Origin of the sequence: Bradyrhizobium sp. AZCC 1721, from assembly GCF_036924715.1 — a bacterium.
Classification (GTDB): Bacteria; Pseudomonadota; Alphaproteobacteria; order Rhizobiales; family Xanthobacteraceae; genus Bradyrhizobium.
The window spans coordinates 171,758-197,524 of sequence record NZ_JAZHSB010000001.1; the positions used below are offsets into that span (position 1 = coordinate 171,758).

At 63.2% G+C, this 25,767-nt stretch carries 25 protein-coding genes; 14 read left to right on the plus strand and 11 right to left on the minus strand.

What is annotated here, in order from left to right; all coding sequences use genetic code 11:
* Positions 1-179: 179 nt before the first annotated feature.
* The 4 genes from V1273_RS00825 to rsmI form a co-directional block, all read right to left on the minus strand.
* Positions 180-998, minus strand: a complete 819-nt coding sequence (locus tag V1273_RS00825; protein ID WP_334408425.1) for a hypothetical protein — start codon at positions 996-998, stop codon at positions 180-182.
* Between the two features lie 243 nt (positions 999-1,241).
* Positions 1,242-2,189: a glutathione synthase gene (gene gshB / locus V1273_RS00830; protein WP_334408426.1), complete on the minus strand. Its 948-nt coding sequence runs from the start codon at positions 2,187-2,189 to the stop codon at positions 1,242-1,244.
* Positions 2,190-2,222: 33 nt separating this feature from the next.
* The gene (locus V1273_RS00835; RefSeq protein ID WP_334408427.1) at positions 2,223-2,636 is read right to left on the minus strand and encodes a YraN family protein; all 414 of its coding nucleotides are present in this window, start codon (positions 2,634-2,636) and stop codon (positions 2,223-2,225) included.
* On the minus strand, positions 2,623-3,576 hold the full coding sequence (gene rsmI, locus V1273_RS00840) for a 16S rRNA (cytidine(1402)-2'-O)-methyltransferase (RefSeq protein ID WP_334379668.1): 954 nt from the start codon (positions 3,574-3,576) through the stop codon (positions 2,623-2,625). Before rsmI ends, V1273_RS00835 begins: the two co-directional genes overlap by 14 nt.
* A 231-nt stretch (positions 3,577-3,807) precedes the next feature.
* Here rsmI and V1273_RS00845 point away from each other — a divergent pair, with 231 nt between their 5' ends.
* Entirely contained in the window at positions 3,808-5,022 is a 1,215-nt protein-coding gene (locus V1273_RS00845; RefSeq protein WP_334365803.1) for a penicillin-binding protein activator, read from the plus strand.
* A 128-nt stretch (positions 5,023-5,150) separates the two neighbouring features.
* Here the strand turns inward: V1273_RS00845 and hemW are convergent, their stop codons facing one another.
* Genes hemW through rph form a run of 3 tightly spaced genes read right to left on the minus strand, consistent with a single transcriptional unit; the run spans position 5,151 to position 7,667 of the window.
* Positions 5,151-6,320 carry a radical SAM family heme chaperone HemW gene (hemW, locus tag V1273_RS00850; protein WP_334408428.1) on the minus strand — a complete coding sequence of 390 codons (1,170 nt, stop codon included), beginning with the start codon at positions 6,318-6,320 and terminating at the stop codon, positions 5,151-5,153.
* Positions 6,313-6,942 carry an RdgB/HAM1 family non-canonical purine NTP pyrophosphatase gene (gene rdgB, locus V1273_RS00855; RefSeq protein ID WP_334379666.1) on the minus strand — a complete coding sequence of 210 codons (630 nt, stop codon included), beginning with the start codon at positions 6,940-6,942 and terminating at the stop codon, positions 6,313-6,315. The genes hemW and rdgB overlap by 8 nt, the downstream gene beginning before the upstream one ends.
* An 11-nt stretch (positions 6,943-6,953) precedes the next feature.
* Positions 6,954-7,667 (minus strand): ribonuclease PH, encoded by a 714-nt coding sequence (gene rph / locus V1273_RS00860; RefSeq protein ID WP_065726161.1) that lies wholly within the window; start codon positions 7,665-7,667, stop codon positions 6,954-6,956.
* A 281-nt stretch (positions 7,668-7,948) separates the two neighbouring features.
* Here rph and hrcA point away from each other — a divergent pair, with 281 nt between their 5' ends.
* Positions 7,949-9,037, plus strand: coding sequence for a heat-inducible transcriptional repressor HrcA (gene hrcA, locus V1273_RS00865; protein WP_334365807.1), 1,089 nt, complete (start codon positions 7,949-7,951; stop codon positions 9,035-9,037).
* 118 nt (positions 9,038-9,155) lie between these two features.
* A complete protein-coding gene (gene grpE, locus V1273_RS00870; protein WP_334379664.1) occupies positions 9,156-9,776 on the plus strand; it encodes a nucleotide exchange factor GrpE in 621 nt (206 codons plus the stop codon).
* Between the two features lie 139 nt (positions 9,777-9,915).
* On the opposite strand, the gene V1273_RS00875 is transcribed toward grpE, so the two are convergent.
* From V1273_RS00875 to V1273_RS00890, 4 genes are all read right to left on the minus strand, one after another.
* The gene (locus V1273_RS00875) at positions 9,916-10,344 is read right to left on the minus strand and encodes a VOC family protein (RefSeq protein WP_334408429.1); all 429 of its coding nucleotides are present in this window, start codon (positions 10,342-10,344) and stop codon (positions 9,916-9,918) included.
* 79 nt (positions 10,345-10,423) lie between these two features.
* The gene (locus V1273_RS00880; protein WP_334408430.1) at positions 10,424-11,284 is read right to left on the minus strand and encodes a helix-turn-helix domain-containing protein; all 861 of its coding nucleotides are present in this window, start codon (positions 11,282-11,284) and stop codon (positions 10,424-10,426) included.
* 32 nt (positions 11,285-11,316) lie between these two features.
* Positions 11,317-12,030: a bifunctional nicotinamidase/pyrazinamidase gene (gene pncA / locus V1273_RS00885; protein WP_334408431.1), complete on the minus strand. Its 714-nt coding sequence runs from the start codon at positions 12,028-12,030 to the stop codon at positions 11,317-11,319.
* 118 nt (positions 12,031-12,148) lie between these two features.
* Complete coding sequence (locus V1273_RS00890) at positions 12,149-13,087, minus strand: hypothetical protein (RefSeq protein WP_334365812.1); 939 nt, start codon at positions 13,085-13,087, stop codon at positions 12,149-12,151.
* Positions 13,088-13,629: 542 nt separating this feature from the next.
* Here V1273_RS00890 and dnaK point away from each other — a divergent pair.
* The 11 genes from dnaK (at position 13,630) to V1273_RS00945 (ending at position 25,699) form a co-directional block, all read left to right on the plus strand.
* Positions 13,630-15,531 carry a molecular chaperone DnaK gene (gene dnaK / locus V1273_RS00895; protein WP_334365813.1) on the plus strand — a complete coding sequence of 634 codons (1,902 nt, stop codon included), beginning with the start codon at positions 13,630-13,632 and terminating at the stop codon, positions 15,529-15,531.
* Between the two features lie 143 nt (positions 15,532-15,674).
* Positions 15,675-16,808 (plus strand): molecular chaperone DnaJ, encoded by a 1,134-nt coding sequence (gene dnaJ, locus V1273_RS00900; RefSeq protein WP_334408432.1) that lies wholly within the window; start codon positions 15,675-15,677, stop codon positions 16,806-16,808.
* Positions 16,809-17,015: 207 nt separating this feature from the next.
* Entirely contained in the window at positions 17,016-17,615 is a 600-nt protein-coding gene (locus V1273_RS00905; RefSeq protein WP_334365815.1) for a class I SAM-dependent methyltransferase, read from the plus strand.
* A gap of 47 nt (positions 17,616-17,662) precedes the next feature.
* On the plus strand, positions 17,663-18,241 hold the full coding sequence (locus tag V1273_RS00910; RefSeq protein ID WP_334365816.1) for an NADPH-dependent FMN reductase: 579 nt from the start codon (positions 17,663-17,665) through the stop codon (positions 18,239-18,241).
* 6 nt (positions 18,242-18,247) lie between these two features.
* Positions 18,248-18,958, plus strand: coding sequence for an orotidine-5'-phosphate decarboxylase (pyrF, locus tag V1273_RS00915; RefSeq protein ID WP_334408433.1), 711 nt, complete (start codon positions 18,248-18,250; stop codon positions 18,956-18,958).
* Between the two features lie 19 nt (positions 18,959-18,977).
* Positions 18,978-19,280, plus strand: a complete 303-nt coding sequence (locus tag V1273_RS00920; RefSeq protein ID WP_334365818.1) for a DUF1330 domain-containing protein — start codon at positions 18,978-18,980, stop codon at positions 19,278-19,280.
* 342 nt (positions 19,281-19,622) lie between these two features.
* On the plus strand, positions 19,623-20,981 hold the full coding sequence (locus V1273_RS00925) for a calcium-binding protein (protein WP_334379659.1): 1,359 nt from the start codon (positions 19,623-19,625) through the stop codon (positions 20,979-20,981).
* 162 nt (positions 20,982-21,143) lie between these two features.
* A complete protein-coding gene (locus tag V1273_RS00930) occupies positions 21,144-22,829 on the plus strand; it encodes a type I secretion system permease/ATPase (protein ID WP_334412145.1) in 1,686 nt (561 codons plus the stop codon).
* A gap of 86 nt (positions 22,830-22,915) precedes the next feature.
* On the plus strand, positions 22,916-24,163 hold the full coding sequence (locus V1273_RS00935; protein WP_334408435.1) for an HlyD family type I secretion periplasmic adaptor subunit: 1,248 nt from the start codon (positions 22,916-22,918) through the stop codon (positions 24,161-24,163).
* A 182-nt stretch (positions 24,164-24,345) separates the two neighbouring features.
* On the plus strand, positions 24,346-25,419 hold the full coding sequence (locus V1273_RS00940; protein ID WP_334408436.1) for a helix-turn-helix transcriptional regulator: 1,074 nt from the start codon (positions 24,346-24,348) through the stop codon (positions 25,417-25,419).
* A gap of 16 nt (positions 25,420-25,435) precedes the next feature.
* Entirely contained in the window at positions 25,436-25,699 is a 264-nt protein-coding gene (locus V1273_RS00945; RefSeq protein ID WP_334408437.1) for a hypothetical protein, read from the plus strand.
* Positions 25,700-25,767 lie beyond the last annotated feature (68 nt).

The following is a 25,767-nucleotide window of genomic DNA, read 5'->3' on the forward strand; positions in this document are numbered from 1 at the left end:
ACAAATTTAATTGATTGCAGTACGTGCCCGGACGAACTCATCCGTGCCTGCAGGCTGCTCCCGCTTCCCGAAATTGGCAAGTGGGATGAGGAGGCACGACAGGGATGCGAAAATGACGATGACACCGCGGCGCGTCGCGGCGATAGTGCAGGACAGATTTCGAAGGTCGGCATCGACAGCTACCAATCGTAGTCGTCGTACATCCACTCCCTTGGGTATCGAGGCCGCGATCTCGCTTGCGGCGGCGACCGCTCTGGTTTGCGCAAGGTCGGAGCCGGCTGGGTCGGACGCGCTGACGTCTTGGGCGGGGTCTGCTCGGAAACCTTCGCGAGATCGCGCTTCATCTCTTCCTGGCTCGTCTTCAACTCGCCAATGGCTTTTGCATTGTCGCTGGCCATTTCTTGCTGGTTCGCCTTGAGCTGTTCGATGGTTCGCTCCAGGTTCGCGAGGTCGCGCGCGATCGTTTGCAGCAACTGTGTCTGTTCGGGGGGCATGGCGGCCGTTGGCGGCGGGGCGTCTTGCGGCGGTGCGGCCTGAGCCAAGGTCGGTGCTTGCGGTGGCGATACTTGCGGTGGTGGTGCGGTTTCAGCCGCGGCTACGTGAACGGTTGATGGATCGGGCTGCGCGGGAGATGGCGGATCTTCCGGCGGCGACGATGGCGTTGAAACGGGCTGCGGCGCCCACCAGGCGATAACCGGCTTGGCCCCGTCGCCATAGGACGATTGCAAAACGAGGGCAGCGACAACGATGCACGCTGCCAGAGGCAAAGCAACGAGGGTCCGGAGCGCCGGCCTTTTTTCCGGTGATGGCGCGCCAGGTCGCGGCGGGTCGGGTCGGGCCGGAGCCGATGCATCGCGTTCCATCTTTGCAAGCTGTTCAGTCAAGCGCGTGAGCTGCTCATCCGCGCGCTTGATCTGTTCGTGGGCGTGCGAGAGCCGCTCGTCGGCGCTCACGACCTGGGGATCGCGCCTTTCAGTTTCTTTCGGAGTGGAGTTCATTGGCGTTTTCCTCTTCGTCCAATGTCGTCCGAAGGTGGCCGGTCGGCCATCCGGCAGCGCTTCGTGCAGTCTTGCCCACAGCATGGCCGCATGATGGTAGAATATGGGATCACACGGCGATAGCGCATTCAATCCGGCAGGCTACGGCCGACGACGCAGAACGACGCGGCTCTCCTCGCCGGTTCCAATCGGCCAGCGCACGCAATTCATCCGGCCTAAGTCGCGTATGAGCGCGCAGCGAAATTATTTCCCGGCGCGCTTCTTCTCGATGGTATCCCAGATCTTTGCCGCCACGTCCGGGCCGTTGAGACGCTGGATGGCGCGGATGCCGGTCGGGCAGGTCACGTTGATCTCGGTGAGGTTGCCGTCGATCACGTCGATGCCGACGAACAGCAGGCCGCGTTCGCGCAAGTCCGGGCCCAGCGTGTCGCAAATCTCGCGCTCGCGCGGGGTAAGGTCGGTCGCCTGGGCGGCACCGCCGCGCACCATGTTGGAGCGGAGGTCGTCGGGGGCCGGCACGCGGTTGACGGCGCCGGCGAACTCACCGTCGACCAGGATGATGCGCTTGTCGCCGTGCTTCACCTCGGGGAGGAAGCGCTGGATCACCCAAGGCTCCCTGAAGGTGACGGAAAACATGTCGAACAGCGAGCCGAAATTCATGTCCTGCGGCATCACGCGAAACACCGCCGCGCCGCCATGGCCGTGCAGCGGCTTCATGACGACCGCGCCATGCTCATCGCGGAACGAATTGATTTCGTCGAGGTCGCGCGAGATCAGCGTCGGCGGCATTAGCTGCGGAAAGTTCAGCACGAACATCTTTTCCGGCGCGTTGCGCACGCTGGCGGGATCGTTGACGACCAGCGTCCTGGGATGGATTCGTTCCAGCAAATGCGTCGAGGTGATGTAGGCGATATCGAACGGCGGCTCCTGCCGCAACAGGATGACGTCGAAGGCTTCGAGCGGCTCGCGCTTCGGCTCTCCCAACGTAAAGTGATCGCCGACCTCGTCGCGCACCGTGAGGCGCTGCACCGGCGCCACCAGCTCCTCGCCGCGCAGCGAGAGCTGGTCCGGCGTGAAATAGGAAAGGCTGTGCCCGCGCTTTTGCGCTTCCAGCATCAGGGCAAAGGTCGAATCGCCGCGGATGTTGATACGCGCGATGGGGTCCATCTGGACGGCGATATTCAGTTTCATGAGTTGAGGGTCCGCAGGTCAGGAGGGATTGGTTCAGGTGCTGGCGTCGAATGCCGCTAACAGATGGCGTGGCAGACGCCTGGGCGCAATCAGGACGGCGTCAAAACGGAGCTCGAATTCGGCATGCTCGGGATGCGCCATCAGCCAGGCTTGGGCGGCGTCGATGATGCGGGCCTGCTGGCGCGGCGTGACGGCATAGGCGGCGTCATCGAGGCTGGCGCGCGCCTTGACCTCGATGAAGGCAATCAAACCGCGCTTCCTCGCCACCAGGTCGATCTCGCCATAGGGGGTGCGGAAGCGTTTGGCCAGGATGCGGTAGCCTTTTGCCATCAGATAGGCCGCGGCGCGGCTTTCGGCGGAAAGCCCGGTGCGAAATGCCGCAACCCGCTCGGGCGCAGCGAGTTTCGTGGTCGCGTCAGGCGGCGTGGTGCCGTCAGTCTTCGCCATCGTCGCCCCTGACTTCTTTGGCGAGCTCCAGCGCGCGGGCATAGACTTCGCGGCGCGGGCGGCCCGAAAGCTCGACCGCATGCGCGACGCTGTCCTTGACGCTTTCGCGCGCCAGCGACGATCGCAGCAGGTCGTCGAGGTCGTGCTGGGTCATGACATCGGCGTTCTTGCGCGGCGGGCCGACCACGAGCACGAACTCGCCACGGGTTTCCAGCGTGGCGGCCGTCCTTGCCAGCTCGGCGATGGGGGCGCGCTTGATGTCTTCGTGCAGCTTTGTGAGTTCGCGGCAGATCGCGGTGTCGCGCCCGGCCATGATCTCGGCGAGGTCGGCGAGCGTTTCCTGCACGCGGTTGCCGGATTCGAACATCACCAGCGTGGCATCGATCCTTGCCAATTCGGCCAGCCGGGTCCGCCGCGAGACTTGCCGAGCCGGCAAAAATCCCTCGAAGTAAAACCGGTCGGTCGGGAGTGCTGCGACCGAAAGCGCCGTCAGCACCGAGGACGCACCGGGCACCGCGATCACGGCATGGCCGGCGGCAGAGACCTCGCGCACCAGCTTGAAGCCGGGATCGGAGATCAGGGGCGTGCCGGCGTCCGACACCAGGGCGATGGAAGCGCCCTGCGCCAGCCGCTCCAGGATTTTCGGCCGCGCCATCGCCGCGTTGTGCTCATGATACGGCTTGAGTTCCGCCGAGATCGCATAGCGCTCGATCAGGCGGCGGGTGATGCGGGTGTCCTCGCAGGCGATGATGTCGACGCCGGCCAAGGTCTCCAGCGCGCGCAAAGTGATGTCGCCGAGATTGCCGATCGGGGTTGCCACCAGATAGAGGCCAGGAACCGGCTTCGGGGCATTAAGAAGGTGGCCGCCAATCAAAAATGTTCTGTTGGCCGAACCCGGTTCGGTATCGGAGCCGTAGCTTGAACTGGGTTTGGCGCGCATGACGGCAATCTAAAGGGGTCTTGGGGCAAGCGCCATATCTGGCGGGATGGCGGCAAGGGCGGAGAGTTCCCCGCGGGAAGACAATGCGCGGCGAGGTGTTAATCCTTTTGTTTTGGTTAACTAATCCTCGACAATATGCAGAATCCCAATTGGGTTCAGTAGCGGTTCAGGTGCCTCGGCCCAGAAGGCCGGAATCCTGGCCGACGGCGGTCGGTCAAGAGAAGAGACAGAATGGAAGGCCCGTTCAATCGCAAGCTTGGATCCCCGGACTCGCGGCCGTCGGGCCCGACCCGGCGGACGGCAGTCGGTCTTATCCTCGGCGCGCCCCTGCTCGGCGCCTGCTCCGGTGGTGGACAGATTTCCAATCCGTTTGGCCCGTCCGCGCCCGAGGGGCCGCCAGGCCCGCAGCAGCAGCCGCTCGCCGTCGGCACCGGGCAGGTCAAGGTCGGCCTGATCCTGCCGCTTTCGGCCGCCGGCAATGCCGGTGTCGCCGCGCAATCGATGAAGAACGCGGCGGAGATGGCGCTGGCGGAATTCCAGAATCCGAACATTCAGCTTCTGATCAAGGACGACGGCGGCAGTCCGCAGGGCGCCCAGCAGGTCACCCAGGAGGCGCTCGGCGAGGGCGTGGAAATCGTTCTGGGCCCGCTGTTTGCGGCCTCGGTGCCGGCGACCGCGCAACTGACGCGCGCGCGGAGCATTCCAGTGATCGCGTTCTCGACCGATTCCAGCGTCGCCGGACGCGGGGTTTATCTGCTGAGCTTCCTGCCCGAATCAGACGTCAACCGGATCGTCGATTATTCGGCCAGCATCGGAAAGCGATCGTTTGCGGCGCTGTTGCCCGACAACGCCTATGGCAATGTGGTGGAAGCGGCGTTCAAGCAGGCGGTCGGCCGCAAAGGCCGCATCGTCGCCTTCGAAAAATACACCGCCGATCGTGCCGGCGCGGCGCGGACGGTGGCGCAGTCGCTCGGCTCGGCGGACGCGCTGTTCATCGCCGACGACGGTGAATCGGTCGTGGCAGCGGCGGATGCCTTGACCTCGGCGGGCGCGAACTTGCGCAACATCCAGTTGCTCGGCACCGGGCTCTGGGACAATCCGCGCATCTATGCGAGCGCGACGCTGCAGGGCGGGCTTTATGCTGCGCCGGATCCGTCGGGCTTCCGCGCCTTCTCCGGCCGCTACCGCGCCAAATACGGCACGGACCCCGTGCGCACCGCAACGCTCGCCTATGATGCCGTCGCGCTGGTTGCTGCGCTGTCGAAACAGCAGGGCGGCCAGCGCTTTGCGCCGGAGACGCTGACCAACCCGTCGGGCTTTGCCGGCATCGACGGGCTGTTTCGATTCCGTTCCGACGGCACCAACGAGCGCGGGCTTGCGGTGATGAAGGTCGCAAGCGGCGGCAGCACGCCGGTTGCCGGATCGCCGAAGAGTTTTGGGGCGTGATCCTTCGTCGCCCCTGCGAACGCAGGGGCCCAGAGCCACCATCTTTGGTTTTGAGAGAAGCCGTCGCCTTGTGCCCTTTACGCGGGTTGCGGCGTATGGGTTCCTGCGGTTCGCAGGAACGACGGCTGTTACGCGGCGAGATCCGCCACCACCGCGTCGAGCACCGGAAAACCTTCCTTCGTCACGCGCAATCTTCCATCGGAGTCGACGGATATCGCGCCTTCCGCGCGCAGGATAGCGATGCGGCTCGGATCAAGCGCGCGGCCGGATAGCGCCGCATAACGCCTGGGATCGATGCCTTCGGCGAGCCGCAAGCCCATCAGCAAGAATTCGTCGGCGCGCTCTTCGCTGTTGAGGTGGTCGTCGGTGACGACGCCGTGGCCGTTGGCCTCGACGCGCATCAGCCAGGCCTCCGGGCGCTTCTCGGTCGCGGTGGCGTGTCGCGCGCCGTCGATGTCGAGGCGGCCATGCGCGCCGGGACCGATGCCGGCATATTCCTCGCCGCGCCAATAGACGAGATTGTGCTGGCACTCCGCGCCTTCGCGGGCGTGATTGGAAATCTCGTAGGCCGGCAAGCCATGATGCGCGCAGACTTCCTGCGTCACGTCGTACAGCGCACGCGCCACCGCCTCGTTCGGTGTCTTGAGTTTGCCCGCCGCATGCAGGCCGAAGAACGGCGTGCCTTCCTCGATGGTGAGCTGGTAGAGCGAGAGATGCTCGGCGGCTTCGGAAATCGCGAGCTTCAGTTCATCCGCCCACATAAGCGGCGTCTGATCGGGGCGGGCGTAGATCAGGTCGAATGAATAGCGATCGAACGCGGCGCGCGCGATCGCGACCGCATCGAGCGCCTCGCGCGCGGTATGCAGCCGTCCGAGCGCTTTCAGCGAGGCGTCGTCGAGCGCCTGCACGCCGAGCGAGACGCGGTTGACGCCGGCTGAGCGATAGCCGCGAAACCGCGTCGCTTCTACGCTGGTCGGATTGGCTTCGAGCGTGACCTCGACATTGCCGGCGACGCGCCAATGCTTTCCGATCGCATCCAAAATCGCGCCGACGGTCTGCGGCTGCATCAAGGAAGGCGTGCCGCCGCCGAGAAAGATCGATGTGACGGTTCGCCCCGGTGCGCGCGCCGCCGTGGTTTCGATCTCGCGCGCAAACGCGCGCGCAAAACGTTTCTCGTCGATCGGTGCGTGGCGGACGTGGCTGTTGAAATCGCAATAGGGGCATTTCGACAGGCAGAACGGCCAGTGCACGTAGACGCCGAAGGCATCTTTGGGGCGGGGTCGCTCGCGACTAGCCAAGGCAGATCTCCGCCAGTTTGACGAAGGCTCGTGCCCGGTGCGACAGGCCAAGCCCAAGCGGCGGCAGGCCGTGCTTTTCGATGGAAGTCATCTCGCCAAAGGTCCGCGTGTGCCCGTCGGGCAGGAATACCGGATCATAGCCAAAACCGGCGGTGCCGCGCGGCGGCCAGACCAGGGTTCCGTCGGCGCGGGCCTCGACCTCTTCGAGATGGCCATCGGGCCAGGCGACGCACAGGGCCGAGACAAAATGCGCACTTCGCTTGTCGGGCGCGGTGGCGCCGCGCTCCTGCAACAGGCGCTCGACCCTGGTCATCGCCGCCATGAAATCCTTGCCATTGCCGGCCCAGCGCGCCGAATAGATTCCGGGCGCGCCGTCGAGCGCATCAACTACGAGACCGGAATCATCGGCAAAGGCCGGCAATTGCGCGGCTTTCGCCGCCGCGATCGCCTTGATCGCGGCATTGGCCCGAAACGTCTGGCCGGTTTCCTCGGGCTCGCCGAGACCCAGCTCGCCCGCGGAAACCGCCTCGACGCCGTGCGGCGCGAGCAATTCCTGCATCTCGGCGAGCTTGCCGGGATTGTGGGTCGCGATCACGAGCCGGCCGGTGATTCGACGGTGCATGTGCGATCAGACTACGCCACAGCCAGCTTCTGCAAGTCCACCAGACGCGCGACACCCTTGCGCGCCAGTTCCATCAGCGCCAGGAACTCGTCTTGTGAAAACGGCGTCTTCTCAGCGGTGCCCTGCACCTCGATGATGCGGCCGTCGCCGGTCATGACGAAATTGGCATCGGTCTCGGCCTCGGAATCCTCGGCATAGTCGAGGTCGAGCACCGGCGTGCCCTGATAGATGCCGCAGGAGATCGCGGCGACATTGTCGCGCAGCACGTTGGCTTTCAGCATGTTGCGGTTCTTCATCCAGCCGATGCAGTCGGCCAGCGCCACCCAGGCGCCGGTGATCGAGGCCGTGCGCGTGCCGCCATCGGCCTGGATCACGTCGCAATCGACCGTAATCTGGCGCTCGCCGAGCGCTTCGAGGTCGACGGCTGCGCGCAAGGAGCGGCCGATCAGCCGCTGGATCTCGACGGTACGCCCGCCCTGCTTGCCGGCGGCGGCCTCGCGGCGGGTACGCTCCAATGTGGCGCGCGGCAGCATGCCGTATTCGGCGGTTACCCAGCCGCGGCCCTGGCCCTTCAACCAGGGCGGCAGCCGTTCTTCCAGGGTGGCTGTGACCAGCACATGGGTGTCGCCGAACTTCACCATGCAGGAACCTTCGGCATATTTGACCACGCCGCGTTCCAGCGACACGGGGCGCAACTGATCGGGCGCACGGCGGCTCGGCCGCATGGGGAATCCTTCCAAAAATCGAGCGAAAATTCGTTCGCGGTGCTTGTAGGAGGGGGAGCGGGCAGCGGCAAGGGTTTTTGCCTTGTTTCGGGGTAGAGGTTCGGTTCTGAATCAATCAGAACCGAACCTCTATCTTCTTGTTTTGACGCGTTTTCTTCACGCGAACCGGCGGCCGCCCCCGGATCCAGTCCGAGGGCATGCTTCGCTCGAAAACGCTATGTGAAGCGGACGCTTGTCATCGGCGCGCCGGATCGACAAATTAGGGTATCAGGGAGTTAACAGTGGCCCACCACGATCCGATTGGCCTGATCGCGCCGCATGCGGGGCTCGCCCAGCTCAACGAGCGCTCGCGCGACATTTTTCGTCAAATCGTCGAGAGCTATCTCGCGACCGGCGAACCCGTCGGTTCGCGCAACATCTCCCGCTTGATCGCAGTGCCGCTGTCGCCGGCTTCCGTCCGCAATGTGATGTCGGACCTCGAAGCGCTCGGCCTGATCTATGCGCCGCATACCTCGGCCGGCCGCCTGCCGACCGAACTCGGCCTGCGCTTCTTCGTCGACGCCCTGATGCAGGTCGGCGACCTCACCGAACCCGAACGGGAATCGATCCAGAACCAGCTTGCCTCCGTCGGTCGGGCGCAGTCGGTCGAGGCGGCGCTCGGCGAGGCGCTGACGCGGCTGTCGGGCCTGACCCGCGCGGCCGCCGTGGTGCTGACCGCAAAATCCAATTCGCGGCTGAAACACATCGAATTCGTGCGGCTGGAGCCGGAGCGCGCGCTGGTGGTGCTGGTCGGCGAAGACGGCCAGGTCGAAAACCGCGTGCTGACGCTGCCGCCCGGCGTGCCTTCCTCGGCGCTGACGGAGGCGAGCAATTTTCTCAATGCGCGGATTCGCGGCCGTACGCTCGCTGAAGCGCGCCTCGAACTCGAAACCGCGATGGCGCAGAGCCGCATCGAGCTCGACCAACTGACGCAGAAGGTGATCGAGGCGGGGATTGCGAGCTGGTCGGGCGGCGAAAACGAAGACCGGCAATTGATCGTGCGCGGGCATGCCAACCTGCTGGAAGATTTGCACGCGCTCGAAGATCTCGAACGCGTCAAGTCGCTGTTCGACGATCTCGAGACCAAGCGCGGCGTGATCGACCTGTTGGGCCGGGCCGAGCGCGCCGAAGGCGTGCGGATCTTCATCGGATCGGAGAACAAGCTGTTCTCGCTGTCCGGTTCCTCGACCATCATCGCACCCTATAGCGACGCTTCGCACCGCATCGTCGGGGTTCTCGGCGTGATCGGGCCGACTCGGCTGAACTATGCGCGGGTGATTCCGACGGTGGATTACGCCGCCCGCATTGTCAGCCGGATGCTGGGCGGCTGATCCGCCACGAATCGACCTTAATCAGGGCTGGTTGCGCTTGATTTTCGGCCCCTAAAGCACGATATCCCCGGCAGCAAATCCCCATCCAACCAGAACCGTTTTTTGAGAAGGCAGTCTTATGACCGATCCCAACCGGCCGAGTGACGACGGGGCACAACCCGCCAACCAGACCGGCGAGCCCGTGGTCTCAAAACCCTACATCATGCCCGACGATCCCGAGGATGGATCGGTCGAGGCGTTGACGAAGGAAGCGGCGGGAGCGCGCGACAAGATGCTGCGCACGCTGGCTGAGATGGAAAACCTGCGCAAGCGCACCGCCAAGGAAGTCGCCGACGCGCGCGCCTACGGCATCACCGGCTTCGCCCGCGACATTCTCGAAATCGCCGACAATCTGCAGCGCGCGCTCGATGCCATGCCGGCCGAGACCAAGGCCACCGCCGATCCGGCGCTGAAGGCGTTCATCGAAGGCGTCGAGTTGACCGAGCGCTCGCTGCTGAACACGCTGGAGAAGAACGGCGTCAAGAAGTTCGATCCATCGGGCGAGAAGTTCGATCCCAATTTCCAGCAGGCGATGTACGAAGTGCCCGATCCGTCCGTTCCCGCAGGGACGGTGGTTCAGGTCGTGCAGGCCGGCTTCATGATCGGCGAACGCATACTGCGCCCGGCGCTGGTCGGCGTGTCGAAGGGCGGCGCCAAGGCGGCACCGGCCGCCAACAATGAGCCGAACAGCGCGGCGTAAATAGGCGCGCAAGTCGTTTCGAACCATGAAGGCCCCGCTGCGGAAGCTCGGCCTTCATCCTTCGAGACGCGCGCAGGCCGCTCCGCAGGGATGAGCGGTCTACGGAGTATCACCGAAGGCGGTTGACGCGGGCCTATGCTTACAGCGGCCTCTCGTCCGCCCTTGGCCGGTAGGTCCCAAAACTCCAGAGATTGCCTTCCGGGTCGCGGCAGGCGAAATCGCGGCTACCATAGTCGGTGTCGCGCAGGTCCATTTCAATGATGGCGCCGGAGGCTTTGACCTTCGCATGTAGGGCGTCGGGATCGTCGACCGCGACATACAGCGCGTCCGTGCGACGGCCGCCGATATCGCCGACGAGCTTGCCGTATTCGTCCTCCCTGCTCTGGCCGAGCATCAGGATCGAGGGTCCAAAGGCAAGCTCGGCGTGATGGATGGTGCCGCCGTTCCGGTAGACGGCGCGTTCGGTGAAACCAACAACCTCCTTGAGCCAGCGGATCATCGCTTCGGCATCCCGGCAGCGCATCGTCGGATAAAGGCGCGGCGTTTCGCTTTTGCTTGGACTGGTCACCGGCAACTCCTCGCATTGCGTTACCTCACTAGTATCGCGAGGCGAGGACGGTCGGCTTGAAGATTTGTTACCTGACCGGCTACGCGTCCAGTGCGTCCAGTGCGTCCAGCGGGCGCAGCAGGCGGCTGTCAGTCAGCGCCAGCCGGTGGGCCCAGGCCGTTGGCGATTCGCCGGCAAGGGTTGAAAATTCGCGGGCGAGATGCGCCTGGTCGGCATAGCCGCTTTCGGCCGCAATCCCTGCCCAGCCGCTTCCCGCTCCCGTCCGCGCCAGTCGGCAGGCTTCGTGAAAGCGCATCATGCGGGCGACCGGCTTCGGCGCCAGACCAATTTCCGCTCGGAAGCGATCGACCAAGTGCTTGCGGCTCCAGCCGATCTCTCTTGCAAGCGCAGTGATGCGCACGCTGCCCGCGCTGCGTGCGAGCCGTCCATAGGCGAATGCGATCTCGGGCGAAGGCCGATGGCTGGCGCGCCCTGCAACAAAATCCTCGACCAGATCGAAGCGATCCTGCCAGCAGGATATCGCGCCAAGCCGCTCGCGCAGGTACGGTCCCTCAGGCCCCAGTACGTCACCGATGTCGACCATGCGCGCGGTGAGATCGGCGACGGCCCCGCCAAAGAAGCGATAGGCGCCAAGCGGCGTGAAATCCACCTGCACGCCTTCGGCGCCGCCATCGGATTCGATATGAACCGGACCGGCATAAAGCCCGGCGGCGAAACTCGGCTGCCGATCATCAGCGTCAGGATCGCGTCCGAGAGCGATCAGGAACGGTGTGCCGAAGCTGATGATCAGCGGGACTACCAGACCTGCGGTTTCGCGCTGGAAGAACCGGCCGGGCGCGGTTTCGCGATAGCCCGTCATGCCGGCGATCAGGCCTGTCATACGCTGCGATGGCGCACGACGAATCATCTCGAACGCGAGTGGAGCCGCTGGACCTGACATCCCAAACCCCCGAAGCGGGCAAGACGAACGCACTAGGCCGCGATATCGCCCGACTGGATGCGCTTGACGCCGGCCTTGGTCATGTCGGCCCAGGCTTTTGCGAGCGAGCCCTGGGTGTCGATGCCGCGGCAGGCGTCCTCGATCACGTAAGTCTCGAAGCCCGCCTTGCACGCATCCAGCGCGCTCCATGCCACGCAGAAATCGGTCGCGAGGCCAGCGAGGAAAACCCGCTTCACCTTGCGCGCCTTCAGGTACGCCGCGAGCCCCGTCGTGGTCTTGCCGTCGGCCTCGGTGAAGGCCGAATAGCTGTCGATGTCCTTGCGAAAACCCTTGCGGATAACGAGGCCGGCATGCGGGATCGCGAGGTCCTTTGACAGCGACGCACCCTCGGTCCCCTGTACGCAGTGATCCGGCCACAGCACCTGCTTGCCGTAGGGGAGATCGATGGTTTCGAACGGCTTCTTGCCGGAATGGGTGGAGGCGAACGAGACGTGGCCCGCGGTGTGCCAGTCCTGCGTCATCACCACATTGGCAAAGCCCTTGGCGATGCGGTTGATGACGGGCACCACTTGATCGCCGTCTTTCACGGCAAGGCTGCCGCCTGGCAGGAAGCAGTTTTGCACGTCGATGACGAGGAGCGCGGAGGCGTTGTCGGGTTTCATCGGTGCAGCCCATGGCGTCGTTGGAACGAGGGCGAGGACGGATGCCGCGCCAAAGCCTGTCAGAACCAGTCTGCGAGAAAGCATAGCGCGTCTCCCTGCCATGAACCCGGCAGGGGGAAGGCTAGTTCCATTGGTGTACGAACGAAAGCCCGAAATTTCAGCGCGTCCTGAATATCAGGGCGCGCTTTTTTCGAATTCGCGATCAGGCTCGCGGCCGGATTCCGTCGCGCACGGCGCGGAAGCGTGGAAAGGCCTTGGTCCAATCATCGCGCGGCGAAGAGCCGATGATGCGCATCGAGGTCTGGGCGCCGAACCGCAGCCATTGCACGATCGTCACCGGCGTATTGTCCTTGCCGCTGATGGCGTCGATCCGGGTCTCGTAGCCGGGCTGGCCATCGATGCGGACCGGCTCCGACATCGTGATCCTGCCATCGCGGACGCCGGGAATGGTGGTCGCGATCTGCTGGGCAAAGCGGCCGCGGTCGTCAGGCGACGCCGCCGTCGAGCCGATCAGGCCGATGATCATGAACGGCGCGACCTCGAAGCCCTTCTTTTCGTCGCTGTCGGAGAGAATGAGGGCGGCGCCCGGCGCCAGCGTACGGACGTTCTTGAAGCTCGAGAGTTCGCCGATCTTGAACGGCATCATCCCGAGCTGTTCCTCGACAGGAACCTCAACGCGGATCACGGCAGATGCGAACATCTGGCGCACGGCATCGTCGGTATAGATCTTCGAGGCGTTCTCCGGCACCTGCACGGCGACGTAGCCGGAGAAGGTAGGGCCGGGCAGGATCATGGAATAACGGCGCACGCTGGTGGCGCCGTCCTTGGCGTTTTCGACGGTGTAGTAGGCGAGCCCCGCTTTGGTCTCGATGCTTTCCGGCTTGATGCCGCCAGTGCCGCCGGGATTGGCCTTGAAGGCATTGGCGACCTCGCCATAAGCCTCGGCGGGCAGGTCGGCGACCAGCACCTTGACGCCCTGGTCTTCGGTCTCGAATCCCGTGAACGCCCTGGCCTTGTTGAGGCCGACCAGCGGCGTCATGCCGACCCTGGCGCCCGGCGGGAAAACCGGGTCCGCGGCGAACGCGGAGGAGGTGGCGGCAACGAGGAGGGCAACCGCAGCAAAATATCTAAGTGGCTTCATGGAGGGTCTACCGGGTTTGCATGGAGGCCGTTCAAAGATCGGACGGTGGTGGAATCTGGGCCTCGGGGCGCGACTGGGTCGTTCCGTTCGGCCCGCTTTTAGCGGTTTTGGTGTCCCTGCAACAGGGCAGGACGGGCGTCCGTTCCCCCGCCTCGCTCCTATTTCGCGGCATTCTGCCCGGCCTCCGAGCTCTTTTTTTGGGCGCTTCCAGCGGCCAAATACCGCGTCCCCTCAACCGGCGGCCGGTCCACGCCGTGAGGATGCTGCCGTATCGCTGTGCAACGCTTCGGGGTGTGAGCGATAAAGGAGTTGCCGATTTCTTAACGCCGGTCACGGCACGGGGGCCCGGCCCCAGGCGGCACAATCTTTCAAACGCCAGCCTTTTCAGGCCCTAAGCTTGCGCTCGGTCCTTGCAGGCACAACCCCCCCTCCTATATGAGGCTCACCGTCGCAATATCGCGAGTATTTGAACGTTGGGGGTTCGGTTAGGTGCGCCGTCCAGGGCCCAGCCAACCTGCCGCAAAAAGAAGGATATGAGGACCATGGGAAAGGTCATTGGGATCGATCTCGGCACCACGAATTCGTGTGTCGCAGTAATGGATGGCAAGACTGCAAAAGTCATCGAGAACGCGGAGGGCATGCGCACCACGCCCTCGATCGTTGCCGTCACCGATGACGGCGAGCGCCTCGTCGGCCAGCCTGCCAAGCGCCAGGCGGTGACCAATCCCGAGCGGACATTCTTCGCGGTGAAGCGCCTGATCGGCCGCCGCTATGACGACCCGATGGTCGAGAAGGACAAGAAGCTCGTTCCCTACAAGATCATCAAGGCATCGAACGGCGACGCCTGGGTCGAGGCCGACGGCAAGACCTATTCGCCCTCGCAGGTCTCCGCCTTTATCCTGCAGAAGATGAAGGAGACCGCGGAAGCCCATCTCGGCCAGAAGGTCGACCAGGCCGTCATCACCGTTCCCGCCTACTTCAACGACGCGCAGCGTCAGGCCACCAAGGATGCCGGCAAGATCGCTGGTCTTGAAGTGCTGCGCATCATCAACGAGCCGACGGCGGCAGCGCTCGCCTACGGTCTCGACAAATCGAAATCCGGCACCATCGCGGTTTACGACCTCGGCGGCGGCACCTTCGACGTCTCGATTCTCGAAATCGGCGACGGCGTGTTCGAGGTGAAGTCGACCAACGGCGATACCTTCCTCGGCGGTGAAGATTTCGACATGCGCCTGGTCGGTTATCTCGCCGACGAATTCCAGAAGGAGCAGGGTATCAACCTGCGCAACGACAAGCTCGCCCTGCAGCGCCTGAAGGAGGCGGCCGAAAAGGCCAAGATCGAGCTGTCTTCGACGACGCAGACCGAAATCAACCTGCCGTTCATCACGGCCGACCAGACCGGGCCGAAGCATCTGACGATGAAGCTGACGCGCGCCAAGTTCGAGGCTCTCGTCGACGATCTCGTTCAGAAGACCATCGAGCCCTGCCGCAAGGCGCTGAAGGACGCGGGGCTCACCGCCGCCGAAATCGGCGAAGTGGTGCTGGTCGGCGGCATGACCCGCATGCCGAAGGTCCAGGAGGTCGTGAAGCAGTTGTTCGGCAAGGAGCCGCACAAGGGCGTCAACCCGGACGAAGTCGTCGCCATCGGTGCGGCCATTCAGGCGGGCGTGCTGCAGGGTGACGTCAAGGACGTGCTGCTGCTCGACGTGACACCGCTGTCGCTCGGCATCGAGACGCTGGGTGGCGTGTTCACCCGCATCATCGACCGCAACACCACGATCCCGACCAAGAAGAGCCAGGTGTTCTCGACCGCCGAGGACAACCAGAATGCCGTCACCATCCGCGTCTTCCAGGGCGAGCGTGAAATGGCGGCCGACAACAAGGTGCTCGGTCAGTTCGACCTGATGGGCATTCCGCCGGCGCCGCGCGGCATGCCGCAGATCGAGGTCACCTTCGACATCGACGCCAACGGCATCGTCAATGTCTCGGCCAGGGACAAGGCGACCGGCAAGGAGCAGCAGATCCGGATTCAGGCATCCGGCGGCCTCTCCGAAGCCGACATCCAGAAGATGGTCAAGGACGCCGAGGCCAACGCGGCCGAGGACAAGAAGCGACGCGAGGCGGTCGACGCCAAGAACCATGCCGACGCGCTGGTGCATTCCACCGAGAAGGCGCTGGCCGAGCACGGTTCGAAGGTGGAAGACTCAGAGCGCCGCGCCATCGAGGACGCCGTCAGCGATTTGAAGGAAGCGCTGAAGGGCGACGACGCCGAGGCCATCAAGGCCAAGACCAACACGCTGGCGCAGGCTTCGATGAAGCTCGGCGAGGCCATGTACAAGCAGCAGGCCGAGGCGGACGCCAAGCGGGATGCTGCCAAGGATGACGTGGTCGACGCGGAGTTCACCGAGGTCGACGACGACAAGAACAACAAGAAGTCAGCATAAGCGGGCTTTCGATCATGACCCTCATCCAAAAGAGCGCACGGCTCGCGTTCGATGGGTGGGGGTCATTTTTCTTTAAGCCGATGGCGGCATCTTCGATTGAAGGTGCTTTCGGCATGAAGGCGAATTTCGGGCGGGTTTGACTGATGTCCACCAAGCGCTGCTATTACGAAACCCTGGAAGTCGAGCGGAACGCGGACGAATCCAAGCTCAAGTCGGCCTTCCGCAAGCTCGCGATGAAATGGCATCCGGACAGGAATCCAGGTGATGCCACCAGCGAAATGAAATTCAAGGAAATCAACGAGGCCTATGAAGTCCTGAAAGACGGCGACAAGCGCGCCGCCTATGACCGCTACGGCCATGCCGCGTTCGAGCAGGGCATGGGCGGCGGTGGTCCTGGCTTCGGCGCCGGCTTCGCCTCGTCGTTTTCAGATATTTTCGAGGACCTGTTCGGCATGGCCGGGCAGCGCGGGCGCGGCGGCGGACGCGAGCGCGGCGCCGATCTGCGCTACAACATGGAAATCACGCTGGAGGAAGCCTACCTCGGCAAGACCGCGCAGATCGAAATTCCGGTCTCGGTCACCTGCGAGCCCTGTTCGGGCACCGGCGCCAAGGCCGGCACCAAGCCGAAGACCTGCGCGATGTGCGGCGGCGCCGGCCGCGTCCGTCAGGCTCAGGGCTTCTTCACGCTGGAGCGGACCTGCCCCGGCTGTCAGGGCCGCGGTCAGATGATCGAGGACGCCTGCCCGAATTGCGCGGGCACGGGACGGGTGACGCGCGATCGAACGTTGTCGGTCAACATTCCGCAGGGCGTCGAGGACGGCACGCGTATCCGGCTGGCCGGCGAAGGCGAGGCCGGTGTCCGCGGCGGCCCGCCCGGCGACCTCTACATTTTCTTGTCGCTGGCCACCCACGAATTCTTCCAGCGCGACGGCGCCGATTTGCACTGCCGGGTTCCGATCTCAATGGTCGCGGCCGCGCTCGGTGGCGAATTCGAGGTGCCCACCATCGACAAGGGCAAGACCAAGGTGAAGGTGCCGGCGGGAACGCAGTCCGGCCGCCGCTTCCGCATTGCATCAAAGGGCATGCCGGTGCTCCGATCGCGCCAGACCGGCGACATGTATGTCCAGGTCATGGTCGAAACGCCGCAGAATCTGACCAAGAAGCAGCAGGAACTGCTCGCCGAGTTCGAAAAGCTGTCCTCCGGGGCAACCCAGCCGGAGGCGTTAGGCTTCTTCACCAAGGTCAAGGACTTCTTCGGCAGCCGCGCTGGCTCCTGAACCGTATGCACGTCGCCGGGGCGAGCGCCGTTCTCGCCCGGCAGTCATGATTCATTCAGCTTGCACAGGGTGTTATCGCCGGATCGCGGGCACTTTGGCGCGTCTGGCGCATTACCGTCTGGCTTGACCATATCCCCGTCGACCTATACGTGTTCATGACTGTTTTTTGACATTCCCGCCCGTCAGCGGGTCCCGCCTGGTAGCGACATGCCTTTGCAATCGTCCGTGCGTGCGTTGAAGAAGCCTCGTCTCGACGACGAGGTGCGCTTCCTTCGTTCATGGATTGAAAAGCCGCTGCACATGGGCGCGGTGATGCCGTCGAGCAAGGTGCTCGCCCGCACCATGGCGCAATATGTCGATGTCGATTCCGAAGGGCCGGTCGTCGAACTTGGGCCCGGGACCGGCGCGATCACCAACGCGCTGATCGAACACGGCGTGGATCAGAAGCGGCTCGTGCTGGTTGAATATAATCCGGGCTTCTGCGCCCTGCTGCGCGATCGCTATCCTCAGGCCAAGGTCGTACAGGGCGATGCCTACACGCTTCGCGCTTCGCTCGGAGATGCGCTGGATGCGCCGGCGTCTGCCGTGATCTCCGGCCTGCCGCTCGTGACAAAACCGATGCTGACCCGCCTAAAGCTGATCCGCGACGCCTTCCTGGCGCTGGCGCCGGGCGCGCCCTTCGTGCAGTTCACCTATTCGGTGGCGCCGCCGATTCCGAAATCGCTGCCGGGCGTGTCCACAGAGGCCTCCGAGCGGATATGGATGAACCTTCCGCCCGCGCGGGTCTGGGTGTATCGCAAGGGCTAAGCCGTCCGCCTGCGCGGACGGTTGGCCCCGAGTGCGATTTCTAAGAAATGTCCGCGTTGAAAATCCTCGTGATCCCGGGATCGCTCCGCACCGGCTCGCTCAATGCGAGGCTGGCGGCGGTGGCCGTGCACGAACTGGCGCAGGCCGGCGCCGAAGTCACCCGCATCTCGCTGGTTGATTTTCCGCTGCCGATCTATGATGGCGACCTGCAGGCGAAATCGGGCGTGCCGAAACACGCGGTCAACCTGAAGCGGATGATGGCAGCCCATCATGGCGTGCTGATCGTGACGCCGGAATACAATTCCTCGGTGCCGGCGCTGGTGAAAAACACCATCGACTGGGTCAGCCGGGTGCAGGACGCGCACGAGACCCGCGGCCAGGTGTTTCGCGATCGGGTGTTTGCGATTGCGTCGGCCTCCGGCAACCGGCTCGGTGGCGCCCGCGCGCTGGCCGCGCTGCGGCTGATCCTGTCGGCGTGTCATGCAACCGTGATACCGAACCAGTTCGCGCTGGCATTCGCCGACGATGCCTATGACGAGATGGACCGCCTGAAGAATGCTGCTGATGCCGAGGGGCTGAAAGCGCTGGTGCGGCAGTTGATCGACGTTTCCCAACGCATGATGTGAGGTGACATGCAGCCAGCCAGTATCGCGCCGAAGGATCGGCTGATCGTTGCGCTCGACCTGTCCGGAGTGACTGAAGCGGAAGCGTTGATCGCGCGGCTCGGCGACAGCGTGAGCTTCTACAAGATCGGCTATCAGCTCGCCTATGCCGGCGGATTGCCGCTGGCGCAGCAACTGGCGAAGTCAGGCAAGAAGGTTTTTATCGATCTCAAGCTGCACGACATCGGCAATACGGTGGCGCGCGGCGTTGAGAGCGTCGCCAAACTCGGCGCGACCTTCCTAACCGTGCACGCCTATCCTCAGACCATGAAGGCCGCGGTCGAGGCGCGCCAAGGCTCGGGTCTGAAAATTCTCGCCGTCACCGTGCTGACCTCTTATGACGATGGCGACCTGCATGCCGCCGGCTATCGTCTCAACGTCTTCGACCTGGTGGAAGCGCGCGCCCAGCAGGCGCAGGTGCTCGGCGTCGACGGCCTCGTCAGCTCGCCGGAAGAGGCGGCCGCGTTGCGCAAGATCGTCGGTCACCAGATGCATCTGGTGACACCGGGTATCCGCCCGGCGGGCGCTGCGACCGGCGACCAGAAGCGCATCATGACGCCGGCGAGGGCGATTGCCGCGGGTGCAGACTATCTGGTGGTCGGACGCCCGATCACGGAAGCCGCCGATCCCAGGCTTGCTGCGGATGCCATTCAGGCGGAAATCAAGCAGGCGATCACGTAACAACAAGAAGGAGATTGAGATGGCCAAAGGATACTGGATCGGACGCGTCGACGTTCACAATGACGAGGGCTACAAGCCGTATATGGCGGCCAATCCGGCCATCTTCCAGAAATTCGGCGGGCGCTTCATCGTGCGCGGCGGCAAGTTTACCGCGGTCGAAGGCCAATGCCGCTCGCGCAATGTGGTGATCGAATTCGACAGCTATGAGAAAGCGCTGGCCTGCTACAATTCGCCGGAATACCAGGCCAACATCAAGGTCCGTCAGCCGCACTCCATCGCGGACCTCATCGTCATCGAGGGCTATGACAGCCCGCAGCCCTGAGCGCTATTCTTACGCACGACATCTACGCCCCTCAGGGCCTCCGCAAAGGTGCGAGGTCCCGTGGAAGCGGCTATTTCCGCGCCGCTTCGCGGGACCCCATCCCATCAAGAAATATGTGCGAATGTTTCCGATCGTGCTTGGCCGATCGGCTCCCGTCGAAAATAGCAGATAGCTGATCGTCATTCCAAGCGAACGCGGGTCTGCGGGCCCAACGTCCGCTATCCGACATTTCTTTTGTCCCCAACTGGGGATTGTGACGCCGCCCCGGCTTCATCAAGTTGCGCGCCATCGAACTCCACATGGATCGTGATGGAAATCGAGCCAACACAAAATCGCTAGTGCATGACGGGCCGCGAGCCGACCCGCATCGCGAACGCGCGGGCGCAAGGAGTAGAAACCATGGCACTCATCAATGGAACGGCTGGCGACGACACATTACCTGGCACGGCAATGGACGACCAGATTAACGGCCTCGCCGGCATGGATACGATAACTGCGTTGGAAGGCGATGACGAGGTGAGCGGCGGGCCCGGCGACGATGTAATCGACGGCGGGGCGGGCAACGACACGCTGAATGGCAATGCCGGGAATGACGAGGTCACCGGTGGCGATGGCGATGATGAGATCAATGGTGGCGCCGGAGACGATACGCTGAACGGAAATGCCGGCATGGACACGATCAATGGAAACGCCGGTAACGACATTATCGACGGCGGAGCCGACGATGATGTTCTGTCTGGTGGCGCAGGCGATGACGACATCCACGGTGGAGATGGAAACGATACCGTTAGCGGCAACGCCGGTGTCGATACCCTCTGGGGCGATGCCGGTGACGACACGCTCAATGGCGGTGCCGGCAACGACGAGCTGAACGGCGGTGACGGCGTCGATACGCTGAATGGCGGTCTCGGCGATGATGTCCTGAACGGCGACGCGGGAACCGATACGCTCAACGGCGGCCTGGGCAATGACGAGTTGAACGGCGGTGCCGATAACGACGTTCTGAATGGTGGCGCCGGCAACGATACGCTGAATGGCGACGACGGTGACGACACCATGAATGGTGGCGCCGGCGCGGATACCATGGATGGCGGTGCCGGCAACGATACGATGTCTGGCGACGCCGGCGACGACGTCATGGCCGGTGGCGCGGGTGACGACGTCATGAGCGGCGGCGACGGAGACGACGAGCTCAGCGGTGGCGACGGCACCGATACGTTGGACGGCGATGCCGGAGATGACACGCTCGATGGCGGCGACGGCAGCGATACGCTGAATGGCGGCGACGGAGCCGACATACTGGCGGGCGGTGCCGGCGCCGACACTCTGAACGGCGATGCCGGTGACGACGAGCTGGACGGCGGCGCTGGCGCCGATGTCCTCAATGGTGGAGCCGGCGACGATCTGCTGACCGGCGGTGGCGGAACGGATACGCTCAACTTCGGCGATGGAACCGGAGCCAGCTTCGGCGACGACGAAGTCACCGATTTCAGCTTTGACGACGGCGATCAGATCAATGTCGATGCCGCAGTCGGATTTGATCCGACCACGGTCGTCGTCGATGACGACGGCACCAATACGGTGATAGACTTCGGCTTCGGCAGCATCACGCTCGATGGAATCTCGGGTGGCGCAACGGCATTCACGTCGATCGACGACATCAACGACGCCGCCGGCGATACGCTTATCGAAATCGTGTAATGCCTGCTTCGGTGGGGCGGCCGCCGGGCCGCCCCGCTCCGGCCCTCTGCAGTACTCAATTCGTGACAGTGCCGGCCGCTCATGCACTTGCGTACTCGTTGTGAAACCCCAGCGCCTAGCCAGCGCTCGCTGCTTGGATTGATTCCGGGGCGATCCGCATTGATGTGGATCGTCGCATTCAGCGTGTCGATCAACATGCTGCTCCTGGTCGTGCCCTTGTACTCTATCGAAGTGTTCGATCGGGTGATCAGCAGCGGTAGCGTCGAAACGCTTGTCGGTCTCACCGTGATCGCCGTAATTGCTCTTGTTTTCTGCGCCGCGTTCGACACCCTGCGCAGCCGGCTACTCAGTCGCTTTGCGGTTAGATTTGAGCGCTACCTCGCTCCCATCGTGCTTGAAAGCATGATTGTTGATGCCACCAATCGCGGCGACAGCAGGGCGCAAGATCTTGTAAGGCTACGCGAGTTGAGGACGTTCCTTTCCAGCGCAACGATTGCATCGCTGCTCGATGCTCCCTTTCTTCCGGCGTTTATTTTCATCCTGTTCTTTCTGCACCCCTGGTACGGCCTGATTGCGCTGGTCGGATCGGCGATTCTGCTCGCCATGGGCATCGCCAGCCGCTGGATCGCGCGCACTGAAATTGCGCAGTCGTACCAGGCCGCACAGAAGACCCAGGCTGCTCTCGACGGAATTGTCCGGCATTCCGCTCTGGTGCGTGCGATGGGCTGGACCAGAGGTGCCATCCGCGAATTCATGGACCTCAACGACCAGGCCTTGTCTCCCGTGGTTCGAGCCAGCGAGCGCGTTTATGCAATCGGCGCTGCGGCGCGCATGGTGAGAACGATATTGCAGGTAGCCGCGATCGGCGCAGGTGCCTGGCTCGTTCTACAGAGCGAAGTGCTGGCGGGCAGCCTGATTGCGAGTTCGATCCTGATCGCCCGCACGCTGCAGCCGATGGAGGGTCTGATCTCGGCGCGGCGCGTGCTTACATCCGCGCGCGAGGCCTGGACACAAGTTCAGGCTGCTGCAGCGCCGGTTCTTGTTCGAGAGAAACGTACGCTGCTTCCGTCGCCATCCGGCAGAATTGAAGTCGAGCGGGTGACATATCGGACGGCTACGATGCCGCGCCCAATCCTCGCAGGCATAAATTTTCGATGCCCGCCCTCCAGGCTAGTCGTCGTGATCGGCCCAACTGGCGCCGGAAAATCGACCTTGCTGCGCCTGATGGCAGGGCTGGAACGACCGAGTGGCGGCACGATCCGGCTGGACGACGCGGCCCTGCATAACTGGGACCCTGACCAGCTTGGTCAGTTTGTCGGTTACCTTCCTCAGGACGTGCAGCTTCTGGGCGGCACGGTGGCCGAAGCTATCGCCGGCTTTGAAGAGCATGCGCGTGACCAGGACATCGTTGCCGCGGCCATGCTCGCGCAGGCTCATGAAATGATCCAGTCTCTGCCAGCCGGCTACCAGACCGAAATAGGGCGCGACGGTAACAAGCTTTCCGGTGGCCAGCGCCAGCGTATCGGTCTTGCCCGTGCCTTCTTTGGCAATCGCAAATTAGTCCTGCTGGATGAACCAAATGCCAATCTCGACCCGGAGGGCGAGCAAGCGCTATGTTCCGCCATCGAGCTGGCGAAAGCGCGCGGCACGACACTGGTCATTGTCACCCATCGGCCTCGACTATTGACCATCGCAGATGCAGTGCTCTTTTTGAGGGATGGCGTGCAGCTCGCTTTCGGGCCGCCTGATGACGTTCTCCGTTTCCCTGTCACCTCCGTCTCGAAGCCGCACGTAGTCCGGCACAGTACGGAATCTCCGAAACTGGCCACGGGGAGAACTGCTCGATGACGGAAAGAGGTCAAGATCGTGCAGTCGTCGTTCCCCACAAGGAACGGCCACGATCCGATATGCGGCGGATCGTCGGATGGGGATGCGTGCTGCTCGTTCTGCAATTCTGCTGCTTCGGGGTGTGGGCTATGACAGTCCCGCTTCGCGGCGCGGTTGTGGCATCAGGTGTCATAAAGGTTCATTCGAAGCGCAAGGCAGTCCAGCATCTTGAAGGAGGAATAGTAAGATCGATTCACGTCAGGGAGAACGATCAGGTCAAGGCCGGCCAGCTCATCGCCCGGCTCGACACCACCCAGATTGAAGCAAACCTCGGCTCGTTGGCGACGAAATATTTCTCGGTCCTGGCGATGGAGGCGCGGCTGGCGGCAGAAGAGGCCGGCGCAGAATCGATCTTGTTTCCTGACGAACTGAAGAAAAACGCGAACCATGCGTCCGCGCGCATTGCCATGCAAACGCAGGAGGCCGAGTTTGCGGCGCGACTGGCCGCGATCGAGAATGAGCGCAAAATGATCGATCAACAGATGCTGCAATTGACGGACTCCATCCGCGGCCTCGAAAGCAGCACCAAGGGTGTCGAGCAGCAACTTGCGTTATTGCAAGAGGAAATAGCTGACACCAGCTATCTCCTCTCAAAGGGCCTCGCCCGAAAGCCACGGCTGTTGGCCCTGAAGCGAGCCGAAGCCGAAGCCAGCGGGCAGATTGCTCGCAATTCGGCGTCGGTGGCGGAGAAGCGAGGCAAAATGGCGGAGCTCGAGGACAGGCGTCGACAACTCGGCTTCAATCAGAATCAAGAAGTCGCGAAGCTGCGGCATGCGGCGAGCGAGGAGATTGGGGATCTGCGACATCGAATTGCCGCTTTGCGGGATCAATTGAGCCGGTCTGAACTGCATGCTCCCGAGAGTGGAAAGATCGTGGGCCTCAACAGCCGAGATCTTAGAGCCGTGCTTGCGCCCCGCGAAACGCTCCTCGAAATCGTTCCAACAGAGGACCGGCTTGTCATCGAGGCAGCATTGAAACCAATAGATCGGGAGGAGGTTCATGCCGGACAGGCCGCGCGCGTGCGGGTTCACGCCCTGAATATTCGTCGCCGCCCCATGCTCGATGGAAGGGTCGTCGCCGTGGCGGCAGACGCGCTGACCGATGCCAAGAGCGGCGTCACGTCCTACATGGCGGAGGTGGAACTCGATACCGACGCGCCGACCGCCTCGTACTTCTCTTCGTTAGTGCCGGGAATGCCCGTTGAGATATTTATCGAGACGGGAGAAAGAACCTTTGCGGAATATTTACTGCAGCCAATGGAACTGCGTATCAACCGCGCGTTTAAGGAGCACTAAGCCGTCGGCATGAGTTCGACGGCATCTTGTTACGGGAGGCGCCCGTGCATGAAAATGGCAAAACACTACCCTCCAGGCAGGGTGGATTTCGCTTCAATGACGCTGAGCGCGGCGAGCCTCTTCAGTACGCCGAAGACCCCCCGATAGGGGGCCCTGCGAAGCAAGGCCCAGACCGGAGCGCGATGGAATATTTCGGCAAGGCTGTTGCCGAACTGTTCGATTGCAACAGTTGCTACGTCGCGGCCATGTCTCACACCGGTGGATCGGAGCTTAACGAGGTCCGGATCGGACACGCCGCAATCGATCCCTCGTGCACCATGACCGTCGCCCGAATTGCCCGCAAGGGCGCCGGGGCAGATTGCGCCTTTCTCGAACCTGTCAACGCACGCACCACGTTTGTGCGGAGACTGATCGGCTCCGAGCCAGGAACAAGCGGTCATTCCGTCATCGGCAGATTTGCCTCTCGCGACAGATCGACCGTAGTGTTTGTCGCAGGTTGGCGGCAGGCTGCGCTGGTTCGGGCCGAAATTCCGTGTCTCGCGCGTGCGGTGCGTACGGTTTGGGAGACGGCTCATTCCCTCGTGCAGTGTTCACCCAATCGACATCCGGACGCAGAAATCTGGCTGGAAAACCTGGCATTCCCAGCGTTCATCGTGGACGAAGGCCTGCATGTTCACGAGGTCAACCGCTGTGGTCGAGCACTATCTGCAAGGGGCGAACTTCTCAGGGTGGATGGTGGCAGGCTCGCAGGGTCCAGCAGACTGGTAACCGAGCGTTTGAGGGTGGCGATCCGCGAGGCGTTGATTCCCAGGCCCGGTCAGGGCTGGCTGAACACAACCGTGCCCCTCTCTACCGAGCGTCAGCAGTTTGCCTTCGCCAAGATCGGAGCCGCACCAACACATTGCGACAGGGGGATGGCGTTGGTCATCGTGCCGCAATTCGATGAAGTGCTGGGGGCACACCGTATTGCATCCGCCTTCGGCTTGAACTGGGCTGAAGAGAGAATCATCGCCCGGATTCTTCAATTCCAGAGTCCACGTGATATCGGCGCCGACCTTCGGTTGACCGAGGCGACCGTAAGAACCTACACCAAGCGCATCATGCTCAAGTTGGGAATTAATCGGCAGGCCGAGTTCTTTCTGCTTTATCATCTCACGCAGTCCCCATTCGGAGCCGGCAGGCGCGAAAAGGCCGTCGCGCCGATGTCACCGGATTGCCGGTTGCTCTGTGCGGCTGACAAGCGGCCTCCGAATTGATGCGCCAGCTTTTGCGATGGTCCAGGACTTCAAGCGTCGTGTGACTTCTTATCGAGCCTTTGCCATCGCGGCGGCACTGGGCTTTTCTTCCAATGCGATCGCCGAGAGCATTCAATTGAACATGCACGTGGCCCTTCAAGGCCACATATGGAGCGCGACGGCCGGATGGTTCTGGAGAGAAAGCTGGAACTCACCCTCTAGAGCAACCGGTCTTCGGGGCATCTGGTTTCCGTCGGCGGACACGACGCCGACCGATCCCGATCATGGCAGGATCGAGTAGGGCAGGGCAGGATCGCCACCCTGATTGCCCTCTCGCCTCCGCCCGTCCGGATCGCTTTGGCCGCCGGC

Excerpts from the sequence above, each read along its gene's own strand:
- V1273_RS00825 (WP_334408425.1), bottom strand. The coding sequence starts at position 998 with ATGAACTCCACTCCGAAAGAAACTGAAAGGCGCGATCCCCAGGTCGTG.
- gshB (WP_334408426.1), bottom strand. The coding sequence starts at position 2,189 with ATGAAACTGAATATCGCCGTCCAGATGGACCCCATCGCGCGTATCAAC.
- V1273_RS00835 (WP_334408427.1), bottom strand. The coding sequence starts at position 2,636 with ATGGCGAAGACTGACGGCACCACGCCGCCTGACGCGACCACGAAACTC.
- rsmI (WP_334379668.1), bottom strand. The coding sequence starts at position 3,576 with ATGCGCGCCAAACCCAGTTCAAGCTACGGCTCCGATACCGAACCGGGT.
- V1273_RS00845 (WP_334365803.1), top strand. The coding sequence starts at position 3,808 with ATGGAAGGCCCGTTCAATCGCAAGCTTGGATCCCCGGACTCGCGGCCG.
- rdgB (WP_334379666.1), bottom strand. The coding sequence starts at position 6,942 with ATGCACCGTCGAATCACCGGCCGGCTCGTGATCGCGACCCACAATCCC.
- rph (WP_065726161.1), bottom strand. The coding sequence starts at position 7,667 with ATGCGGCCGAGCCGCCGTGCGCCCGATCAGTTGCGCCCCGTGTCGCTG.
- grpE (WP_334379664.1), top strand. The coding sequence starts at position 9,156 with ATGACCGATCCCAACCGGCCGAGTGACGACGGGGCACAACCCGCCAAC.
- V1273_RS00880 (WP_334408430.1), bottom strand. The coding sequence starts at position 11,284 with ATGTCAGGTCCAGCGGCTCCACTCGCGTTCGAGATGATTCGTCGTGCG.
- pncA (WP_334408431.1), bottom strand. The coding sequence starts at position 12,030 with ATGCTTTCTCGCAGACTGGTTCTGACAGGCTTTGGCGCGGCATCCGTC.
- V1273_RS00890 (WP_334365812.1), bottom strand. The coding sequence starts at position 13,087 with ATGAAGCCACTTAGATATTTTGCTGCGGTTGCCCTCCTCGTTGCCGCC.
- dnaK (WP_334365813.1), top strand. The coding sequence starts at position 13,630 with ATGGGAAAGGTCATTGGGATCGATCTCGGCACCACGAATTCGTGTGTC.
- dnaJ (WP_334408432.1), top strand. The coding sequence starts at position 15,675 with ATGTCCACCAAGCGCTGCTATTACGAAACCCTGGAAGTCGAGCGGAAC.
- V1273_RS00905 (WP_334365815.1), top strand. The coding sequence starts at position 17,016 with ATGCCTTTGCAATCGTCCGTGCGTGCGTTGAAGAAGCCTCGTCTCGAC.
- V1273_RS00910 (WP_334365816.1), top strand. The coding sequence starts at position 17,663 with ATGTCCGCGTTGAAAATCCTCGTGATCCCGGGATCGCTCCGCACCGGC.
- pyrF (WP_334408433.1), top strand. The coding sequence starts at position 18,248 with ATGCAGCCAGCCAGTATCGCGCCGAAGGATCGGCTGATCGTTGCGCTC.
- V1273_RS00920 (WP_334365818.1), top strand. The coding sequence starts at position 18,978 with ATGGCCAAAGGATACTGGATCGGACGCGTCGACGTTCACAATGACGAG.
- V1273_RS00925 (WP_334379659.1), top strand. The coding sequence starts at position 19,623 with ATGACGGGCCGCGAGCCGACCCGCATCGCGAACGCGCGGGCGCAAGGA.
- V1273_RS00930 (WP_334412145.1), top strand. The coding sequence starts at position 21,144 with ATGTGGATCGTCGCATTCAGCGTGTCGATCAACATGCTGCTCCTGGTC.
- V1273_RS00940 (WP_334408436.1), top strand. The coding sequence starts at position 24,346 with ATGGAATATTTCGGCAAGGCTGTTGCCGAACTGTTCGATTGCAACAGT.
- V1273_RS00945 (WP_334408437.1), top strand. The coding sequence starts at position 25,436 with ATGGTCCAGGACTTCAAGCGTCGTGTGACTTCTTATCGAGCCTTTGCC.